Origin of the sequence: Paenibacillus agricola (assembly GCF_011440305.1) — a bacterium.
Lineage (GTDB): Bacteria > Bacillota > Bacilli > Paenibacillales > NBRC-103111 > Paenibacillus_S > Paenibacillus_S agricola.
The window spans coordinates 129,663-150,041 of sequence record NZ_JAAOIW010000003.1 but is presented as its reverse complement, the minus strand read 5'-3'; the positions used below and the strand labels follow the sequence as shown (position 1 = coordinate 150,041).

The following is a 20,379-nucleotide window of genomic DNA, read 5'->3' as shown; positions in this document are numbered from 1 at the left end:
TCGATTCAAACCAAAGCAGATTCGTCCCTGAAAATTCCCTCGATGACTGCAAGGCTCTCCTTCCGACTAGGCAGTTTTATCGTTTATGTGGGCATGTGCTTGGGCGCGCTAGTTTCGTTGTTTCCCTTTTACTGGCTGTTCGTGATGTCGACGTCCAAGACGTCGGATATGTTTCGATTTCCACCCCGAATGGTTCCCAGCAATCAATTGCTGATCAATATCGACAAGGTGCTGGACCATGTAGGTTTTTTTCAGTCATTTGGCAACAGCCTGCTGGTGGCTGGGATGCATACACTGATCGTGCTGTTTTTTTGTTCGATGGCGGGCTTTGCTTTTGCCAAGTTCTCTTTCCCCGCAAAAGGGCCGCTGTTTCTGTTTCTGCTGATGACCATGATGGTCCCGCAGCAGCTGGGGCTGATCCCGCAGTTTATCATTATGCAAAAGCTAGGTTGGATTAATGAGCTGAAAGCGTTGATCATACCAGGAGCCGCAAATGCATTTGGTATATTCTGGATGCGGCAGTATACCCAATCCGTCATTCATGACGAGCTGATCAATGCCGGAAGAATGGATGGCTGCAACTCGTTCGATCTGTTCTGGCGCATCGCGCTGCCGATATTAAAGCCGGCGTTGGCAACGTTGGGTATTATCACGTTCTTGAACTCATGGAACGATTATTTATGGCCGTTGGTGGTCATTTCTGTGCAAAATAAGTTTACGATTCAAATGCTGATTGCTTCCATGAACGGCGTTTACAGCACCGATTATTCCATGGTTATGGCGGCAACGCTGATGGCGACAGTTCCGCTTATCATTGTATTTATCATATTCAGCCGCCAGTTTATTTCGGGTCTCATGCAGGGCGCTGTCAAAGATTAGCTGGAATTATAAAAGTGGTCGAACAATGATTTGGCACGAAATCGAATTGCGGAAAATGAACCATCTCAAAGCAAGGCAACGGAGTACAAGTGTTACTCCGTTGCCTTTATTTGTATTCTTGATTCCTTTCTTAATTCCCTCTTCTTCTTTCATTTGCAAGTTTTTCTTATATTCAGACGGATAACATCCTGAAAGCTCTTTAAATAACTAGCAGAAGCAGAAGGCGGAGAATTTAAACCATGTAGGATTGTAATCTTTAGTTGACAAAACCAACGAATAGCGATTATGATGTGAACAAGTTAATAAACGTGATGGAGACAAAGAGACTCACATAGACCTCATGCCATAGGCATGTTGATTTATGTGTTTTTTTATCCCCATTTTTCACACAGCTTCTATAAAAAGAGTAAGACAGAAAGGTGGTAGGGGGTCAATTTGGCTTTAAGATTAAGCGCTTTACCAATCAAGAATGTAACTTTTAGAAAGAAAGGGGTATGCTGAGTGGCAGTTAATGAAAGCGCTTTAAACAAGGATATAAATCAAATGGTTCCAGTAAAGAAAAGTAAGGGAGGGGAGAACGCGTTAGCATATTTATTCTTAGCCCCTTCTTTGATCTTATTTATTATGTTTCTTTTTTATCCAATGGCCAAGTCACTCTACTTAAGTATGACGCTTACGGATCCACGTGGCAGGGTCGTCGAATTTGTGGGTCTCGATAATTTTATCGATTTGCTTGGATCCGGACAGTTCTATTCGAATTTGAAAGTGACTCTTCTGTTTATCTTACTAACTGTACCCACTTCGATCGTATGGTCCCTGCTTTTAGCGGCGATCACACATAACAAACTACGGGGAATGAAAGTATTTCAGTTCGTATTTTCCTTACCGATCGTCATTTCGGTAAGTACAGGATCGATTATCTGGTTTTTGCTATTCCATCCGACGGCAGGTATGTTCAATTACTTTCTAAGCCTCGTACATATAGATCCGATCCCTTGGTTAACGAGCCCTTCCTGGGCACTGGTATCGATCTCTCTATTAACAATATGGATGAATATGGGCTTTCTGTTCATTGTACTTTCTAGTGGCCTTCAAGGGGTGCCGGAAGAAATTTATGAAAGTGCTAAAATCGACGGTTCCAGTGCGGTTCGTACCTTTATCCAAATCGTTTTGCCGCTTCTGTCGCCTACCATCTTTTTTGCCCTCATAGTGTCTGTGATTGGTGCCTTTCAGGCTTTCGGACAAATTCACATATTAACCAAAGGCGGTCCAATGAATTCAACGAATGTAATCGTGTATTCCATTTACCAGGACGCTTTCGTCAATTTCCGTTTCGGGATTGGCAGCGCACAGGCTTTGATTCTCTTCGTAATTATCATGATCTTAACTGTGGTGCAGTTTAAAGTATTGGAAAAGAGGGTGCATTATCAATGATAACGAGAAGGATTGTCCCCACCCTAAATTACTTGTTGCTAATCGTGCTGTCCCTAGTAGTTTTGTATCCGCTTATATTTACGGTGTTCTCATCGTTTATGACGGATAAGGAAGTATCGAACTTTCCACCGCCATTATTTCCTTCTCAGTTATATCTGGAAAATTTCAAGAATGCAGTTTCCGGGTTTCCAATCATCCGTTTTATCCTGAATAGCGTTATTGTCTCTTCGGGGATCACATTGAGCCAAGTTATCACTTCAAGTTTGGCTGCTTACGCCTTTTCATTCCTCACTTTCAGGGGAAAGAAAATTTTGTTCGCCGTCTTTCTTTCGACCATGATGATACCTTGGGAAGTTACCATCATTCCGAATTACCTGACTATTAAAGGATGGGGATGGATGGACAGCTATCAGGGGCTGATCGTTCCCTTTATGGCCGGTGCCTTCGGGGTATTTATGCTTCGCCAGTTTTTCCTGCAGCTTCCAAATGAATTGTTTGATGCGGCAAAAATTGACGGATGTGGGCACCTTCGGAACTTTTTCTCCATTGTGCTTCCGCTTTCCCGACCAGCCCTTGCCACGTTAGCCGTTTATATTTTCCTTACGCATTGGAACCACTATTTATGGCCTCTTTTGATTACAAACCGGGCCTCCATGAGAACCGTACAAATTGGTGTTGCCATGCTGCAGCATGCCGAAGTGATGTCGTGGAATCTTATTTTGGCGGGAGTCACGGTGGTACTGCTTCCTTCATTCCTATTGTTGGCCTTTGGCGTGAAACAACTAGTACGGGGAATTACCGCAGGAGCATTAAAAGGATAAATTTGTGTTGATCCGTCTGTTACTTAACAGGCTTATCATATAGGTCATTTACTTTGAGCGAGGAGAGGGTTAGACAATGGCGAAAAAAGGGTTAGCAAGTTTATTTATGGCAGTCATCATGGTTTTCATAACAGCATGCAGCGTAAATATGGGGGAAGGCACGGAAAGCAAAAAAGCAGAGCCGGCCAAATCAGGAACAGCACCAGCAGCAAGCGGACCTAAGAAAGTGGTTTTCTGGCACGCGATGGGTGGCGCAAATACGAAAGTCGTTGAACAATTGGCGACGAATTTTAACGCTTCTCAGGATAAAATTAAAGTAGAAGCTGTTTATCAAGGAAGCTACGACGAGCTGCTTAGCAAATTGAAGGCAACGATGGGTACAAGCGAAGGGCCTTCAGTGGTACAGATGTATGAGATTGGCAGCCGCTTCATGATCGATTCCAAAGCGATTACGCCTATGCAAAACTTCATCGATGCAGATAAGTGGGATGCGTCACAGTTAGAACCGAATATCGCTGGGTACTATACCCTGGGTGGCAAACTGTACTCTATGCCGTTTAACACATCCAATCCTGTTCTTTATTACAATAAAGATTTGTTTAAAGCAGCTGGTCTTGATCCGGCAAAACCTCCAAAAACTTTCGAGGAATTAAAGACTGCAGCTGATACCATTACTAAATCTGGTAAAGCCACTGGAGCAAACTTTGCCATTTATGGTTGGTTCGTGGAGCAGCTACTGGCCAACCAAGGCGCGGAATTCGTAAACAACGGAAACGGTCGGACCGCTGCGGCCACCGAATCAACGGTGAACTCAGAAGAGGGAGTGAAAGTGTTAACCTGGTGGAAGGACTTGGTGGACACAAAAGCCGCAAACAATCTAGGACGCAAAACAGACGATTCCAAGAAGGCATTTTCTACTGGGCAGGTTGCTATGATCCTGGAGTCCACGGCAGCGCTTAAAGGGCTTGTGGATAGCTCAGGCGGAAAATTCGAAGTTGGCACCGGTTTCTTGCCGAAACCTGCGGACGGGAAAGAAGGTGGCGTCGTCGTCGGAGGAGCCAGCTTATGGATGATGAACAATCGCCCGGATGATGAACAAAAAGCGACTTGGGAGTTTATCAAATTCTTGACTACGCCCAAGGAGCAAGCCTACTGGAGCGTCAATACCGGATACTTCCCGATCACCAAAAAAGCCTATGACGAAGAGCTGATAAAGACAAACCTAAAACAGTTCCCTCAGTTCCAGACTGCGATTGACCAACTGCACCAAACAAAGCTGAACACAGCAACGCAAGGCGCGGTTATGGGTGTATTCCCGGAAGCAAGACAAATTGTTGAAGGTGCGATCGAAGAAGTGCTCAACAACAAGAAGTCGCCGAAGGAAGCTTTGGATGCAGCGGCAAAAGAAATAACTTCAAAGATTCAAACGTACAATAAAACAGTGAAATAATAATAGGCTAGGGCTTGCATCCACTGGCTGGAAAGGAACTGGAGGAAACAAATATGTCCAATAAGAACCCGATGATAATTGCTCACCGTGGAGCCAAAGGGATGGCCCCAGAAAATACGCTTGCTGCCTTCCGGCTCGGTTTAAGCCAGGGATGCGAAGGTATCGAGCTTGATGTTCATTTGACTGCTGACGAGGTAATCGTCGTATGCCATGACTTGACATTAGACCGGACAACTAACGGAAAAGGCCTGATTGTGGAGAAAGGCTTGTCGGAAATTAAGAATTATGATGCGGGTTCTTGGTTTGGTGATGATTTTAAAGGGGAGACTATCCCGACCTTGGATGAGGTCTTTAAGCTGGTACCCGATACCATTATGATTAATGTGGAAGTGAAATATTCATACGAAGGCAGAATGGAGCGTAAGTTAGTTGAAATGCTGCGTAGAAGTAACCGTTTGAATAACGTCATCATTTCCTCCTTCGATCATAAGTGTGTTAGAAGGATCAAGCAAATGGAACCGGAAGCGAAGATCGGGCTTTTGTATCAATCCAATTTACTAGACCCGACCGCTTACGCGCATAGTTTTGATGTGGAGGTGTATTCACTCCACCCTTACTTTCAATTGTTAGATATCGAGGATGTGCGGAAGGCGACAGAGAACGGGCTTTATGTCTACCCTTATACGGCCAACGAAGAAAAGGATCTGCTGCAGTTATCTGATTTTGGGGTTTCGGGCATCATTACGGACTTTCCTGGAAGGTTGAAAGCTTTGTTGAAAGACAGGGATTCTTCCAAATAAATAAAAAACTCTATTTAAGAAGCTTCGGTAGAAGTGTGGCTTGGTAAAAAGGCATCGAGCCGAGAGCAGGTGCCTTTTTACATTTATATAGTTAAGCAGCACATGATGAATTTCAAAGGATGGGAGGCTGGCTGCATTGACATTTGCTACGGCTAGCGTCTGGGAAATAACGCATCTGGAGCTGACGGTTAGGATGATTCTAGCGGTTATACTTGGCGGATTAATCGGGATTGAACGGGAATGGAGCAACCATGCTGCAGGCTTTCGCACTCATATTTTGGTATGTCTCGGATCGGCAACGATTATGCTGCTATCCAGCTATGGGTTCTCGCAATTCGTCAATGAAGGCAATGTACGGATGGATCCCGCTCGTTTGGCGGCTCAAGTCATTAGCGGTATCGGATTTTTGGGAGCAGGGGCTATTCTGCGCAATGGCAACATGATTAAGGGTTTAACCACAGCGGCTTCGGTCTGGGTTGTGGCTGCTATCGGACTGAGCGTGGGAGCCGGCTTCTATGTGGGTGCCATGCTGTGTACCTTCCTTGTGTTAATCAGCTTGTTTTTACTGAATAAATGGGAACGGCATTTGCTTAGACACCGGCGATACTATGAGGTGGACATTCAAATCATCGATAATCCCGGATCACTAGGCATGATCGCTACGATATTTGGAAATTATGATTTGCAAATTATCAATTTGAAAATGATCCCGAAAGAGAACTTAACAGCTCTGGATTCTTCGGCACCATCCATGCATATGCTATTCAGTCTTAAAATCCAAAAACAGGAAAAACTTATCATAGCACTCGAGCAAATCGCTGCGATGGATGTGGTTCTTTCATTAGAATCCCAACATATATCGACCATGAAAAATTATGCCTCCAAAGAGGAGCGATTACCGGAATAACATGATCATGCAAACCCATACATGGTTGAGTTCCATAATAAGGAGCTTAAGCTTTTATGGGTTTTTGATTCACAGCGCTGAGAAGAAGTCCTTAAATCCCAAGGACTTTTTCGATATATAAGAATTTATATGTGGCTCAACGCTCACAACAGTGCTTGACGAAGTAAAGTCTAATGAAGTAGACAAGAAGTCAGGAACAGGTTGAGAAAAATGAGCAATACACGAACAGTATGGAGCCCCTGGCCATTCCGTGGATGAATGAACTGGAAAAGATCCAGTTCATTCATTTATAAGACCCTTTTTTAACAAATAAAGGGAAAAATTGCCGTTATCTCGAGGTAATAGGCTCGAATTGAAAAAAGAGGCTCATTAGCTGGAGTTTTTCCAGTAAAATGAATTATTAGTGCAGTTCCAGCACAATTAGCGGGAGAAATTCCAGCTCATTCATTTCATGGATTGTAAATTCGTTAAGCACTGGTTTGGGCATAGAGCCTTATATGTTTTTGGGTATTAGGGCAGCCGAAGGGTTAGCCCTTATATGAATTTTTGATAAAAGACCCAACGTCATCAAAGAAGTACAGAAATTTCGTGGCTCTGCGAATACGGGCTTTCAGACCGGTTTAGGAAGTAAAGAAGCAGCGACAAGCAGGGAGTAGAAGGAAGAGGACATGGGTATGGGGTGGAGGAGCGATAGCGTTCGCCTTTGAAGTTCGTGTTCCAACCACTGTAAGCCAAAATTCAAGGAATACGAACTTCAACAGCGAGTGGAACCGCATATCCATGTCCTCGCCCAACGTACAAAGGTATGGGTTTGCACAACAAAGGACCGTCCGATCGCTTCGGACGGTTTTTCTTATTTTGGAATGGTAAAATGTTAAAATTAAAATTAAAAGGTGAAATTGTGAAGTTACAGTGTATGTATTATGAGGTATAATAAGGTTGCAAATATGAATGCGTTTCCATCGATAGTGCTAACTATAGAGGAGGCTTTAGAATGCGGCAAAAAAAGTTTTTCTTCCGATTGTTTATCGCCTACGTCTCTATTGTGTTTGTTTATACTTTAATCGTCTCCTGTACGTTTTTTTACAAAAATAATGAAATCATGCAGTTGGATTTGAAGCATAGACAGGATACCTTTTTAAGGGAAGCTAAAAACAAGATCGATACCCAATTAAACATCGTCTCCAATCTCATTAACCAACTAAAGGTCAATGTGCAAGTTTTAGAATACGCTTACAATGGGGAACGTAACTATTATTTAGTCACCAGTATTTATAATGAACTAAGCAAAAACTTCGATGCTTTCTCCAATTTTGGCTTCACGATAGGGATCGGCAAGCTTGAGGATGACTTGATCATCACTCCCAAAAATACAATAAACAAAGCAAGCTTTTATAAAGAAATTGGTTTGGCTCCCGAGCTTATGGACTCTTTTTCCAAAGGAACATTTTCAAAATCGCTTATACTACATACGACTACGGTTTCTGGAGACCGGAAGGTTACCTTGGTAAAAAAGGAGCCAAGCTTGGATTTATTGTTTTATATTTCATTTTACGAAGGCTATTTGCTTCCGGCGATGTCCGATCGAGCCGAAGCCTTTGCGCTGATCAAGAACGGACAGCTTGTCGCTTTGAACGGCATGCTTGACGTAAAGACGGTGGATGCTTGGCTGAAGCATCCGGGGGAGTTAATTGAAAGCGGTTACACGATACAGGAAACGGCTTCGCAAGTATTTAACGATCTGAAGTTCAGTTATATTGTCAGAAAAAACACGTTGAAACCTCAGTTGGAATCACTAATTAAGGAATCCGCAATTATTTATTTGGTGCTTGCTTTGGTCGGATTGCTGATGGCTTTGTTCGTCGCAAACCGTACTTATCGACCGATTCAAAAAACAGTCAATCAGTTTAAGGGATATGCCCAGCCAGTAGGTAAAGACGAGATAGCCTTTATCCAGTCCACAGCGGACGGCATTCTCCAAATAAATGAAAGCTTGAGGCAGACGATCCACTGCAATAAGCTGCCGCTCAAGAAGAAATGGATCCGTGATTTGTTGTTCGGATTAGTTCCCAAGAGCCATATTCGCCATGAATTGGATACTTACGGGCTGACCGGTATTTCGGGACCCCTGACAGTGGCAATCGTCCAAGTCGTCAACGAAGTTGATTGGGAGGAAAAATATTCCAAGACGCCTCTTTTTGAAATCATGTCTCAGGTATCACAGCTGATGGAACAACTGCTTCCCAGTGAAATGACGTGTGAAACGCTCGATTTGGATTATAGAAGGTTTGTTTTGCTTTTTTGTGAAAATGATATTCGGAAGACAAAACTGCTATTGACCAACATCCTTGGGGACATCGGTCAAAATTTCGGGATTGATCTGGTCGCTGCAGTCGGGGGGCCTGTGAACCGAATTGAGGATGCGGAAAAATCTTTCAACGAAGCGCTGAATATTATGGAATACCGTTACGTGCTGGACCGCAGGGCAGTCATTACCGCTGACGAGCTGAAGGATCTTCGCAATACCGGATATTACTATCCGTTGGAATTGGAACGGGACCTCATTGCTGGTGTCGTTGCCGGGAACACAGACAAGACTTTGTCTGTTCTGAATAAGCTGCTTGAGGAAAATCTGGACATTCGCCGTCTTAGCATCGAAAAACGTTCTCAATTTATTATTGCAATCGTTTCCACGGTAAACCGGATCAACCAGCAGGCTCGCATGCTTAAATCTGGACTTTCCGCGGCAGATGAAAAATTATATCCAAAGTTGATGCGTTGCTCCGATTTGCAGCAACTGAAGCACGCTATTTTCGGATTATTCACAGGCATGATTGAACGTATCATAAACGAAAATGGAGAAATAGATGAGTCCACAGCATCCCAGATGCTCAAATTTATTCACCAATATTACAACAAGGATTTATCCCTAAACGACATTGCGCAGCAATTTAATTTCTCGCCGAGCTACGTCAGCACACTGTTTAAAAATTATACAGGAGAAAATTTCAGGGATTACCTAAACAATTACCGTGTAAAAAAGGCAAAGGAAATTATGAATGGCAAACCCAACATCAAAATTCAAGATGTCGCATTGATGGTCGGATGCAATAACGCGAATACATTTATCCGGATGTTTAAGCGGTATGAGGGAGTATCCCCTGGTCAATATGGCAAAGTCTAAACTAATATTTCCTGTGAAAGCCCCTTAATCGAAGGGGCTTTTATTGCAGTTAAAGAAAAGGCGATAGCCAAAGAAAAGACGATTATTTTCAGAAAAACCGTATCACACCAAGGGTTTGGGAGAGGAGGAGAAGAAATGACGATTCTTAATAAAGCGATGATTTACAAGTCGACTGGCCGATTGTATAATCGGTCACAAGCTTGAAATGGATACTTCAAACGCTTATAAAAACAGAGCTTGGGGGTGAACATGGAGTAATGCCCAAAGAAACAGTAATGACAAACACCGTACTAAGAAAGATACAACGTGTAAAAGGAGGAACTTCGTGGAAGGAAAATAGAAAGCGCATTCTTGGTGACAAGCACTTGTACCTCATGCTTCTTCCATTTATACTCTGGTATCTTATTTTTCTGTATAAACCGATGTATGGACTGCAAATTGCTTTTAAAGACTACAGTCTGTTCAAGGGGATATCGGGAAGCCCGTGGATCGGTACAGAAAATTTTAGGGAGTTCTTCGCAAGCCCTTATTTTTTCCGGAACCTGAAAAACACGGTTGTGATCAGTTTATACAGCTTAATTTTTGCTTTTCCTATTCCGATTATTTTTGCACTGATGTTTAACGAAGTGAAAAATGCGCTTTTCCGCAAATCTGTGCAAACGTTTACTTATTTACCTCATTTCATTTCGTCTGTAGTTGTAGCTGGTATCGTTACCAATATTTTGGCACCGAACAGTGGGGTAGCCAATATTATTCTTGATAAGCTGGGGTTCGCAAAGATTTATTTTTTGACGATCCCGGAATATTTTCGCCCCATCTATATCGGCGCATTCGACATCTGGAAGGAAGCAGGCTTCAATTCGATTATTTATATAGCCGCAGTTGCCGGAGTTAACCCATCGCTGTACGAAGCAGCGGTATTAGACGGTGCAAACCGCTGGCAGCAAACCTTATACGTCACACTGCCGGCAATATTGCCGACGATTGCCATCATGCTCATTTTGAAGGTGGGGCAAATGATGGATGTAAGCTTCGAAAATATTATTCTTATGTACCAACCGGCAACCTACGAAACCTCCGATATTATTAGCACTTACGTATATCGTGCGGGCCTGCTTGAAGGAAGGTATGATTTGGCGACAGCAGTGGGCTTGTTCAATGCCACAGTATCCTTGGTGCTCGTGTTCATTGCCAACCGTATTAGTAAAAAATTGACCCAAACTGGACTTTGGTAAAGGCAGGTGGATGCGTTGAAACAGACAGCAGGTGAACTATGGTTTGGTAAGTTTAATTACGTCTTGCTCAGTGTAATTGCCGTGCTGACCCTATTTCCGTTTGTGTATGTGCTCTCTGCATCGATAAGCTCGTCTGATGCGGTAATTTCGGGGAGAGTGATATTACTTCCCAAGGAAATCACGTTCTCAGCATATGAGAAGGTATTTGGTATGGCAGGACTTTGGAGAGCTTATGGCAACACAATTTTTTACACAGTATTCGGGACGCTTGTCAATTTGCTCTTTATTACCTTGGGGGCGTATCCACTTTCCAAGAGAAGATTAGTAGGCGCATCATTCCTCAGTTTTTTTATTGCACTGACCATGTTCATCAACATGAGCGGTACGGCGGGAATGATTCCATTCTACTTAAACCTACGTGATTTGGGGCTTCTAGATAGTAGGTTTACGATCATTTTCGGTTTTGCCGTCATTACATTTTATGTGTTTTTGATGAGGACCTTTTTTCAGAGTGTTCCCGACGAAATCGAGGAATCCGCAAAAATGGATGGAGCAAACGATTGGCAAATCCTGCTACGTATTTACTTGCCGCTGTCATTGCCTGCGTTCGCCAGCATTGGCCTGTTCTGCGCGGTTAGCCGATGGAACGGATATTTCTGGACCATGGTCATCCTTCGGGATGAAAGTAAAATACCACTTCAGGTGCTGCTCCGAAAGCTGATTGTGGAGATGAATCTGACTGCGGACATGATGAGCGCAGCCGATATCTCGTCAGGTCTTTCCAAGGAAACGGTTATTTATGCCACGATTGTCATTTCCATCGTACCCATTATCGCGATATATCCGTTTATTCAGAAATTTTTCGTTAAAGGTATGATGCTGGGTGCCATTAAGGACTAGTTCTTTCTTCCGGCAACGAGGGTGTATAAAGCCTTCATTGCTGTAAGTATAAGTAAATTAAAATGGGAGGTTTCACAATGAGACAAGGAAAAAGTCGGAAAGCTGCTCTGGTCGCAATGCTTCTTGTATGCGCTCAAATTGCTGCGTGTTCAAGCGATACAGGAACAGAAAGCCAGGCTGAATCGAAGCCGGCGGAAGCCGGCAAGACAGGGACAGGTAACGCTGCATCTAAGTCCTTTGCTTCGGAAAAGCCGCTTGAGCTGACGATTCATTACCACGACGGAGATATCTGGGTATTTAAGGATGATTGGCCGGTATTTAAAAAAGCCGCAGAATTGACTAACATCAAGCTGCACGGAGTCGCGCCGCCAAGCGCCACAAACAGCAAAGAAGTTTTTAATATGATGCTGGCGTCCGGGAAATTGCCTGATATCATTGCCGGACAAAAGCTGGATTTGAACAAAGCGGCACTGGATGGTGCACTGGAGCCATTGGACGATTTGATCGACAAGCATGCACCTAATATCAAGAAGTTTTTACAGGATAACAGCTGGGCAAAGGCAGGTTCAATCGCAAGTGACGGTAAGCTGTATTATATCCCTTATATGGTTGAGGGTGAAGCTTCGGAAGGCTGGTACATGCGTAAGGACTGGTTAACTAAGTTAGGTATCCCCGCCCCCAAAACGAAAGACGAATTTTATGAAACGTTGAAGGCGTTCCGTGAGAAGGATGCTAACGGTAACGGCAAGAAAGATGAGGTTCCTTATTTCTCCCGTGATAATAAAGAAGGCATAAGTGATTTGTTGGCTGTGTTCGGTGTACGCCCCGATTGGCATGTGGTCGATGGCAAGGTGCAGTACGGCAAATATTTGCCGGAATATAAGGACGCAATCCTTAATATTTCTAAATGGTACAAAGAAGATTTGATTGACAAAGAAATTTATACGAGAGGTCCGAAATCGAGGGAAGTATTATTAGGGGATAACTTAGGTGGAACCACACACGATTGGTTCCCAAGCACCGCTACGTATAATGTTACATTAAAGGATAAGGTGCCTGGAATCTTGTTTGCGCCGATTGCTCCACCGAATGCTGTAAACGGCAAGCCTTGGGAGGAAAACAGTAGAACGCTATTGTATCCAAAAGGCTGGTCGATCGCTTCTTCCAACAAAAATAAGATAGAAACGATCAAATACTTTGATTTCTGGTTCACGCCTGAAGGCAGAAGATTGGAAAATTTTGCTATAGAAGGTGCCCAATACGATGTAAAAGACGGCAAACCGATTTTTAAACCCGAGATTCTTAATGGTAAAGATCCGGTGAATGTGCAGCTAAGGGCATTCGGAGCTCAGCTTGAATTCGGCCACCAACAGGATCTATTTTATGAAGAGCAATGGACGAATCCGATAGCTAACGAAGGAATCAAGATGTATATCGATAATAAGTACTTTGCACCGCAGTTCCCCTCGGTTTCCTTTATGCCTCAAGAAGAGAAGCTGCTTGGAGAAAAATGGCCGGCCATCGACACTTTCGTCAGAGAAATGCAGCAAAAGTGGGTTTTGGGCGCGGAGCAGGTGGAACCGAACTACGTTAAGTATTTAGCGCGTTTAAAAGAAATGGGCATGGATGATGTGATAAAAATTTATCAAGCTGCCTATGACCGCTATCAAAAAAGTGTGAAATAGGTAGGGGTTAGGGAATGTAGCAGAGGCAACCGCTGCTTCGCCAAGCGACGGGGGAGCGGTTATGGAGGATTAACTGGCAGTAGTGGGTACATATTTCAATTACAAAGGAGATAAACCAAATGAAGCTTTCGTTTACTACGTTAGGTTGTCCCGATTGGCCACTTGACTTGATCGTTGAGAGATCTGTGGAGTATGGTTTTGACGCTATCGACTTTCGTGGTTTGACTGGAGAAATGAATATATGGAAGCTGCCTGAGTTCTCGAGTAGCATCGAGGAAACTCGCAATAAAATTACCGCTGCGGGACTGAGTGTTTCCTGCTTTTCCAGCTCGGTCCATGTGTTCTCTACGGAGAATTTCGAGAAGAACATGAATGAAGTGAAAGAATACGCTAAGCTTTGCGAGTTTTTCGGAACGCGATATATTCGTGTATTCGGCGGTAAAATTGGCGACACCGACAGAGAGCAGGCGATCCAAACGGTCGTTACCCACCTGAGGGAAATGGCCGCAGTAGCCAAAAACCACGGTATTAAAATATTAATTGAAACTCACGACGACTGGATTTCTTGCGACAATGTACGTAAGGTAATGGAGCAAGTAGATTCGGAAAACGTTGGAGTGCTGTGGGATGTTCACCACCCTTACCGGGTGACTGGCGAACAACCGGAGGATACTTTGAAAGCGCTCGCCCCTTGGATTGAATATACGCATGTGAAGGACTCCCGCATCACTGGAAGCAATCCACATAGCGATTTCACATATTGCCTAGTTGGAGAAGGTGATATCCCGATCATGCACGTTTATGAGCTGCTCAAAAGCAACGGTTACGAGGGTTATTACACATTGGAATGGGAAAAGAAATGGCATCCTGAAATCGAGGATGCGAACATAGCGTTTCCACATTATGTCCAATCCATGAAGAAAATCGCAATGGAGGTACAAATATGAGTAAAATTCGGGTTGCCATCTTAGGACAGGGGCGCAGCGGGCGCAATATTCATACCATTTCGTTGAACCAAGCGAAGGCGCATTACGAAATTGTGGCGATTGTTGACCAATTGCCGGAAAGACAAGAACGTGCCAAACGCGAGGCCGGCTGTGATGTGTACGGAGATTACCGTGAATTGTTGAAAAGAAGCGATATTGATTTAGTTATAAACGCTTTCCCAAGCAATCTGCATTATCCGATTACCAAGGAGTTTTTGGACAATGGTTTTAATGTTCTTTGTGAGAAGCCCTTGGCCAGAACTCCGGAGGAAGTAGACATACTTATTGATTCGGCGCAACGCTCTGGCAAACTGCTGGCTATTTATCAGCAGTCACGGTTTGCCCCTGCCTTTATGAAAGCGCGAGAGATTATCGAATCTGGAGCTATCGGCAGAGTTGTTCAGGTCAGCATCGCCTATAATAATTTCGCGAGAAGATGGGATTGGCAGACCCTGCAGTCCAACAACGGAGGCAACTTGCTGAATACGGGCCCTCATCCGGTGGATCAAGCACTTCAATTTTTCGGTGCCGATGCGATACCGAATGTTACCTGCATCTTGGATCGCGCCAATACGGCGGGGGATGCCGATGATTACGTCAAGCTGCTGCTGCACGGGCCAGGACGGCCTGTCGTCGAGGTGGAGATTTCCTCTTGCTGTGCCTACCCAAGCTTTACCTACAACGTGCAGGGTACAAAAGGCGGAATCAAAGGCAGTACATCCCATCTGGATTGGAAATATTTCAAGCCGGAGGAACAGCCGCTCCCTCAGCTCGTAACCACGCCGATTGTGAATGAAAAGGGCGATCCGGCCTACTGCCGCGAATCTCTCAAGTGGTATGAGGACAGCTGGGATTTGCCGGAGGCTCAGGCGAAAGAGCTATTCTCCCTAATGGCCGAAAGCTTTTACTCCATGTTGTACGATACGATGGTGAATGGCAAACCGCTTGAAATCACTCCACAGCATGTCCGACAGCAGATCGCCGTAATGGATGAATGCCACCGACAAAATCCGCTTAGCAAATTAAGCGAATTAACATCTTAACACTAAAAGGGGGCAGGCAAATTAAAAATTTGTCTGCCCCTACTAACAACAGCATGTTGATATTTCGTTACGCCAAGGCAGCAGCGTAGATGAATAAATGGACAACAGGGGGCATTAAATGAAAAAGGTTATCATAGGCATAATCGGAAGTGGATTTTCCGCTTCATTGCATGCAGAAGCTTTTCACAAGGTTTACGGTATTGATGTCACCATTAAAGCGATAGCGGGTACTAATAAAGAAAGAGCGGATGCTTTTGCCAAGAAGCATCATATTCCAGTTGTTTATTCCAATTATCAGGAATTGCTGGAGGACGAAGATATTGATGTGGTTGATTTATGTGTACCTAACGTAATGCACGCCCAAATCGCTATTGAAGCGGCGCAAGCCGGCAAACATATCATATGTGAAAAACCGATTACCGGTTTTTTTGGTTCACCTGACGCTTCGTCGGAGCAGGAAGGTGTTTATTCCAGTATTGCTTTAGCGGGTGCACTGAAATCTACGGACGAAATTCTTAAAGCAGTTGAACAGAATAAGGTCAAATTCATGTATGCCGAGAACTGGATTTATGCACCCGCTGTTCTTAAAGCGAAGAGGCTGCTGCAAGCTGCCGGTGGGACTATTCTCGACATTCGTGCCGAGGAAAGCCATAGTGGTTCGCATGCGAAGGCTTCCAAACGAGTAGAAACGGCCGGGGGAGGTTCTCTGCTTATTCTTGGTTCACACCCTATTGCAGCAGCGATCCACCTCAAGCATTTTGAGGGCATGTTGAAAAATGGAAAACCGATCAGGGTTCAGTCGGTTACGGCGGATACGGCTCCGATTACCAAAACCCCTGCATTCCAGGCGGAGCACCAAAGTTGGATGGTTACCGATTGGGTCAATGTTGAAACATGGGCTAGCCTCATCATGACCTTTACAGACGGAACCAAAGCCGTCATATTGGCGTCCTTTGCCGTACTGGGCGGGATCAGGAATAAGCTGGATATTTATACCACCAATTCAGTCATTACATGCAATATGACACCTAATGATGGCTGTATGGTTTATGCACCTCATCCCGATATCTTCGCGCAAGAATACATAGCGGAAAAGCTGGAGACGAAGGCCGGCTGGAACTACACGTCTCCTGACGAAGATTGGATCAGGGGATATCCGCAAGAGATGCAGGATTTTGTGGAATGTATAGTCGAGAGTCGGGAGCCGATATCGGACGGACGGCTGGCGAGGGATGTGATTGAGGTCATTTATTCGGCATATGTATCAGCGGAAACTGGCGCAAGAGTGGAAATTCCTCAATAATGGGGATAGCCTAGGATTCATGAAAGGGAGAATAGCCATGAGTACGGTTCCATCTACAGAAGAATCATTTGCAAAGGTTTACGAACAAATTCCAACTAGCCATTATTTGATTGACAATCGCAAAGGGCCTTATTATACAGGTGATTACAAGATAGGTCTTAACCTTTACAGCTTCAATCATAATTTGAATTCATGGTTGCAGGGAAGTACCGAAGGAGCACCTCCAGTCGATACGATGCAGCTCATCCGATTTGCCAAAGAAGCGGGTTTTGACTCTTTAGACATAACTGCTTATTATATCCCAGGCTACCAAAAATTCGCAATGCCAACCAAGCCGGACGAAGAAATATTGGAATATGCTAGGAACATGAAGAGACTCAGTGATGAATTGGGAATAGCCATCAGTTGTACAGGGGTCAAGAATGATTTTGCCGACCCGAGTGATGAAAGACGCGCACTAGACGTAAAGCATGTAAAATATTGGATCGATGTGGCAGTCGCGATGGGAGCACCTCTAATGCGTGTGTTTAGTGCTGAAATTCCCAATGATCTTCTGAGCTCCGATTGGGAAACGATAGCTAAACAGCGGATCGTACCTGCCTTAAGGGAATGTGCTGAATATGGTGCGGCCAAAGGGGTCAAGATCGGCATGCAAAACCATGGTGACATGACTTCAACGGCCGATCAGGTGATTCGCATTCTACAGTGGGTAGACCACCCCAATCTTGGAGTAGTTAATGATATGGGTAGTTACAGGAGGTTTCAAGCAAAGACCGGTGAAGGCTATGATTGGTATGATGATATTGAGGCCGTTTTTCCGTATTCACTGGGTTTTCAACTCAAGACTAAACCTGCCGGTCCAAATACCGAGACTCTGACAGATCTCGAACAATTCTTTACCCGACTCCGCTACAGTAATTATAGAGGTTATATTCCGATAGAAACACTGTGGGGGGACGCTGATAAGAACCATCCTAAACACCTGTCCGATCCGCCCTACGACCAAATTACCGATTTTCTTGCCTTAATTAGAGCGGCATCTGAAAGTACGAAAGTAAAGATGCCTTCCTCTATCGATCCTACTTCTGCGGTTTAGACCTCTCATAGGGGTTTCCGTGTTGTTCGAAGCCATAAAGATTTTGCTTAAGACGAAAGGTGACTTGTGGAACCTCATAATGAGATTGCTGCATGTTTGTCTTGATTAAGTCAATAATTCCCACTTATTCATCAAATAATACAAGGAAGTTGCATTTGTAATGTCCTACACTAAGATAGAGCCGTATATCATAGCACTAACTGAAGGAGATAAAGGATATGAGTGAACGTAAAATAAGTATTGGTTTGGTCGGGTTAGGCAACATTGGATCCACACACGCAAAAATTTTGAAGGAGATGGACAATGTTCACGTAGCAGGTGTTTGTGATCTTGTACAAGAGAAAGCGGATACATATGCTAAAGAGCTAAATACGCAAGCCTATTACAATTACAAAGATTTGCTGGAGCAATCGGGGTTAGATGCTATCATTATTGCAGTTCCGCATTATGATCATCCTACCATTGCATTGGCTGCCTTTGAACGTGGGATTCATGTCATGTGCGAAAAGCCGATCGCCGTTCATTTGAATGATGCCAAGCGTATGGTCGATGCGTATGAAAATGCCAGAAAGCTGCACCCGGACTTACAATTCGCACTCATGTTTCAAGAGAGAACCCTTCCTTTCTACCGTAAAGTGAAGAGCATTGTAGAAAGTGGCCAGTTAGGTAAGCTCACGCGAGTTACTTGGATAAACACCGCATGGTTCCGTTCTCAAGCCTATTACAATAGTGGAGATTGGCGTGCTACCTGGGCTGGTGAGGGCGGGGGCATTCTAACTAACCAATGTCCGCATACTCTTGACATGTATCAATGGTTGTTTGGAGTGCCTGCCAGCATAACCGGACATGCGCATATTGGTAAATATCATGATATCGAAGTGGAAGACGAAGTCACTGCATATTTCGAGCATACTAACGGTATGATCGGGCATTTAATTGTAACAACCGGCGAATCACCGGGAACTAACAGAATGGAAATTATTGGTGAGCACGGTAAGCTTGTGCTGGAGGAAGGCGAGCTGGTTTTTTACAAAAACCCGATATCTATGCTGAAATATTCCAATGAAACGGATCAGAAATTTAGCAAAATGGAAGTTGAAAGAGTGGAAATTACTGTTGATATCAATGAGCCTTCTGGACATAAGGTGGTGACAACCAAGTTTGTTGATCGGTTGCTTAATGGGACCGGCGAGCTAATCGCGAATGGTATTGAGGGCATAGGTGCCCTAACTTTAGCCAATGGAATCATGCTTTCTTCGTTTCAAAAGCAGACGGTTGCAGTGCCTATTGATGCAAATGCATTTGAAGCAAAACTGAAGGAGTTAATTGCTGGCTCCCGATTCGTTAAGAAAGCGCCTGTAGCCTCAGCGGATAAAGAAGATATGTCTAAATCCTTTGGTAGCCATTAATAGAGAGGAGAATGCACGGTGAGTAAAGTGAAACTTACTTGTTTTGCCGATGAAATTTCCTCAGAGCTGGATGAACAGTTGGATATTCTGGAGCAGGAAGGCTTAAAGTATTTGGAATTACGTGGAGTTTGGGACAAAAATGTACTCGATCTTAATGATGATGAGCTGGACCGTATTCAAACCCTTATACAAAAAAGAGGCTTTCGTATTTCTTCGATTGCTTCACCGGTCGGTAAGTACTTAATTACGGATCCGTTTGAACCCCAGCTTCACGATCTTGACAAGGCCATTCTTGTAGCGCATTATTTTGGAACCCCATATATTCGTATTTTCTCTTATCGGTTACCGGAAAATGAGCCAGTCGAGAAGCACCGTCATGAAGTGCTGCATAGGCTGAAGCTTCTGACGGAAGCTGCCAGTCGCAATCATGTAATTTTGATTCTGGAAAATGACAGCAATTTATACGGTTCAACCGATGATCGCTGTCTGGAGATTCTCACGCATTGCGATTCTAAACATATGCGCGCTGCGTTTGACTCGGGAAATTATGTAATGAACGGTGTTCAACCTATGAATGAAGCCTACCCCAAGATTTCACCTTACTTGGATTATGTTCATATCAAGGACGCTATCCAGGAGCCACGTCAATTCGTACCCGCTGGAGTTGGTGAGGGTTGTATAGAGGAATTGCTCATTGAATTGAAAAAAAGTAAGTTCGATGGATTTCTTTCGGTAGAGCCTCATTTGAAACCTTACCTGCCTGAAGCCAGTAATCCAGAACGCGTTATCACTGCAATACGAGCATTAAAAGTATTACTTGAAAAGGTAGATCAGGAATGGGAATAGTATAGCGAGGAATCAAACAAACAGGCTCTCAACTCGAATCATTCGGGAGAGAGCCTGTTTGTTTAGTCTAAGATATTGCTGCGACATCATCTTCGATTGCTGTTCCTCTTTCGATGAGTGGGATTGGAATCGTAGGTCTTTTACAATTCATGGGGTCATGGAATGATTATTTAAGCCCGCTTATCTTTTTAATATCGGAGAGTAAGATGACTTTGGCTGTAGGGATCACGACAATGAACAATCCATATAAAGAGGACTATGCCACACCGATTACAGGGGCTTGTCTGATGGCCATTCCCGTACTTATTTTGTTAAATGTCGTCGGGCGCAAATACTTTGTCAGCGGGCTCGCTGCCGGGGCAATTAAGGGCTAATACAAAATAACCCAAAAAATCCGTGAA

General features: G+C 44.1%; 17 protein-coding genes. All 17 read left to right on the top strand.

What is annotated here, in order from left to right; translation table 11 throughout:
* The first annotated feature begins 42 nt into the window (after positions 1-42).
* Entirely contained in the window at positions 43-879 is an 837-nt protein-coding gene (locus G9U52_RS08670) for a carbohydrate ABC transporter permease (RefSeq protein WP_166149430.1), read from the top strand.
* A 543-nt stretch (positions 880-1,422) separates the two neighbouring features.
* A complete protein-coding gene (locus G9U52_RS08665) occupies positions 1,423-2,313 on the top strand; it encodes a carbohydrate ABC transporter permease (protein WP_166149428.1) in 891 nt (296 codons plus the stop codon).
* Positions 2,310-3,134 carry a carbohydrate ABC transporter permease gene (locus G9U52_RS08660; protein WP_166148461.1) on the top strand — a complete coding sequence of 275 codons (825 nt, stop codon included), beginning with the start codon at positions 2,310-2,312 and terminating at the stop codon, positions 3,132-3,134. Before G9U52_RS08665 ends, G9U52_RS08660 begins: the two co-directional genes overlap by 4 nt.
* Before the next feature lie 76 nt (positions 3,135-3,210).
* Positions 3,211-4,584 (top strand): ABC transporter substrate-binding protein, encoded by a 1,374-nt coding sequence (locus G9U52_RS08655; protein ID WP_166148459.1) that lies wholly within the window; start codon positions 3,211-3,213, stop codon positions 4,582-4,584.
* A 53-nt stretch (positions 4,585-4,637) separates the two neighbouring features.
* A complete protein-coding gene (locus tag G9U52_RS08650) occupies positions 4,638-5,384 on the top strand; it encodes a glycerophosphodiester phosphodiesterase (RefSeq protein ID WP_166148456.1) in 747 nt (248 codons plus the stop codon).
* A 193-nt stretch (positions 5,385-5,577) separates the two neighbouring features.
* On the top strand, positions 5,578-6,291 hold the full coding sequence (locus G9U52_RS08645; RefSeq protein WP_207952899.1) for an MgtC/SapB family protein: 714 nt from the start codon (positions 5,578-5,580) through the stop codon (positions 6,289-6,291).
* Between the two features lie 994 nt (positions 6,292-7,285).
* Positions 7,286-9,475 (top strand): helix-turn-helix domain-containing protein, encoded by a 2,190-nt coding sequence (locus G9U52_RS08640; protein WP_166148451.1) that lies wholly within the window; start codon positions 7,286-7,288, stop codon positions 9,473-9,475.
* A 275-nt stretch (positions 9,476-9,750) separates the two neighbouring features.
* Positions 9,751-10,710, top strand: a complete 960-nt coding sequence (locus G9U52_RS08635) for an ABC transporter permease (RefSeq protein ID WP_166149426.1) — start codon at positions 9,751-9,753, stop codon at positions 10,708-10,710.
* 15 nt (positions 10,711-10,725) lie between these two features.
* On the top strand, positions 10,726-11,610 hold the full coding sequence (locus tag G9U52_RS08630; RefSeq protein ID WP_207952864.1) for a carbohydrate ABC transporter permease: 885 nt from the start codon (positions 10,726-10,728) through the stop codon (positions 11,608-11,610).
* Positions 11,611-11,687: 77 nt separating this feature from the next.
* A complete protein-coding gene (locus tag G9U52_RS08625) occupies positions 11,688-13,295 on the top strand; it encodes a type 2 periplasmic-binding domain-containing protein (RefSeq protein ID WP_166148446.1) in 1,608 nt (535 codons plus the stop codon).
* Between the two features lie 119 nt (positions 13,296-13,414).
* Positions 13,415-14,242: a sugar phosphate isomerase/epimerase family protein gene (locus G9U52_RS08620; protein WP_166148444.1), complete on the top strand. Its 828-nt coding sequence runs from the start codon at positions 13,415-13,417 to the stop codon at positions 14,240-14,242.
* Positions 14,239-15,324 (top strand): Gfo/Idh/MocA family protein, encoded by a 1,086-nt coding sequence (locus tag G9U52_RS08615; protein ID WP_166148441.1) that lies wholly within the window; start codon positions 14,239-14,241, stop codon positions 15,322-15,324. The genes G9U52_RS08620 and G9U52_RS08615 overlap by 4 nt, the downstream gene beginning before the upstream one ends.
* Positions 15,325-15,442: 118 nt before the next feature.
* Positions 15,443-16,627: a Gfo/Idh/MocA family protein gene (locus G9U52_RS08610; RefSeq protein ID WP_166148439.1), complete on the top strand. Its 1,185-nt coding sequence runs from the start codon at positions 15,443-15,445 to the stop codon at positions 16,625-16,627.
* 37 nt (positions 16,628-16,664) lie between these two features.
* Positions 16,665-17,723, top strand: coding sequence for a sugar phosphate isomerase/epimerase family protein (locus tag G9U52_RS08605; RefSeq protein WP_166148437.1), 1,059 nt, complete (start codon positions 16,665-16,667; stop codon positions 17,721-17,723).
* A 218-nt stretch (positions 17,724-17,941) separates the two neighbouring features.
* On the top strand, positions 17,942-19,132 hold the full coding sequence (locus G9U52_RS08600; RefSeq protein WP_166148435.1) for a Gfo/Idh/MocA family protein: 1,191 nt from the start codon (positions 17,942-17,944) through the stop codon (positions 19,130-19,132).
* A gap of 18 nt (positions 19,133-19,150) precedes the next feature.
* Positions 19,151-19,978 (top strand): sugar phosphate isomerase/epimerase family protein, encoded by an 828-nt coding sequence (locus G9U52_RS08595; protein ID WP_166148432.1) that lies wholly within the window; start codon positions 19,151-19,153, stop codon positions 19,976-19,978.
* A gap of 113 nt (positions 19,979-20,091) precedes the next feature.
* Complete coding sequence (locus G9U52_RS39175) at positions 20,092-20,352, top strand: ABC transporter permease family protein (protein WP_207952863.1); 261 nt, start codon at positions 20,092-20,094, stop codon at positions 20,350-20,352.
* Positions 20,353-20,379 lie beyond the last annotated feature (27 nt).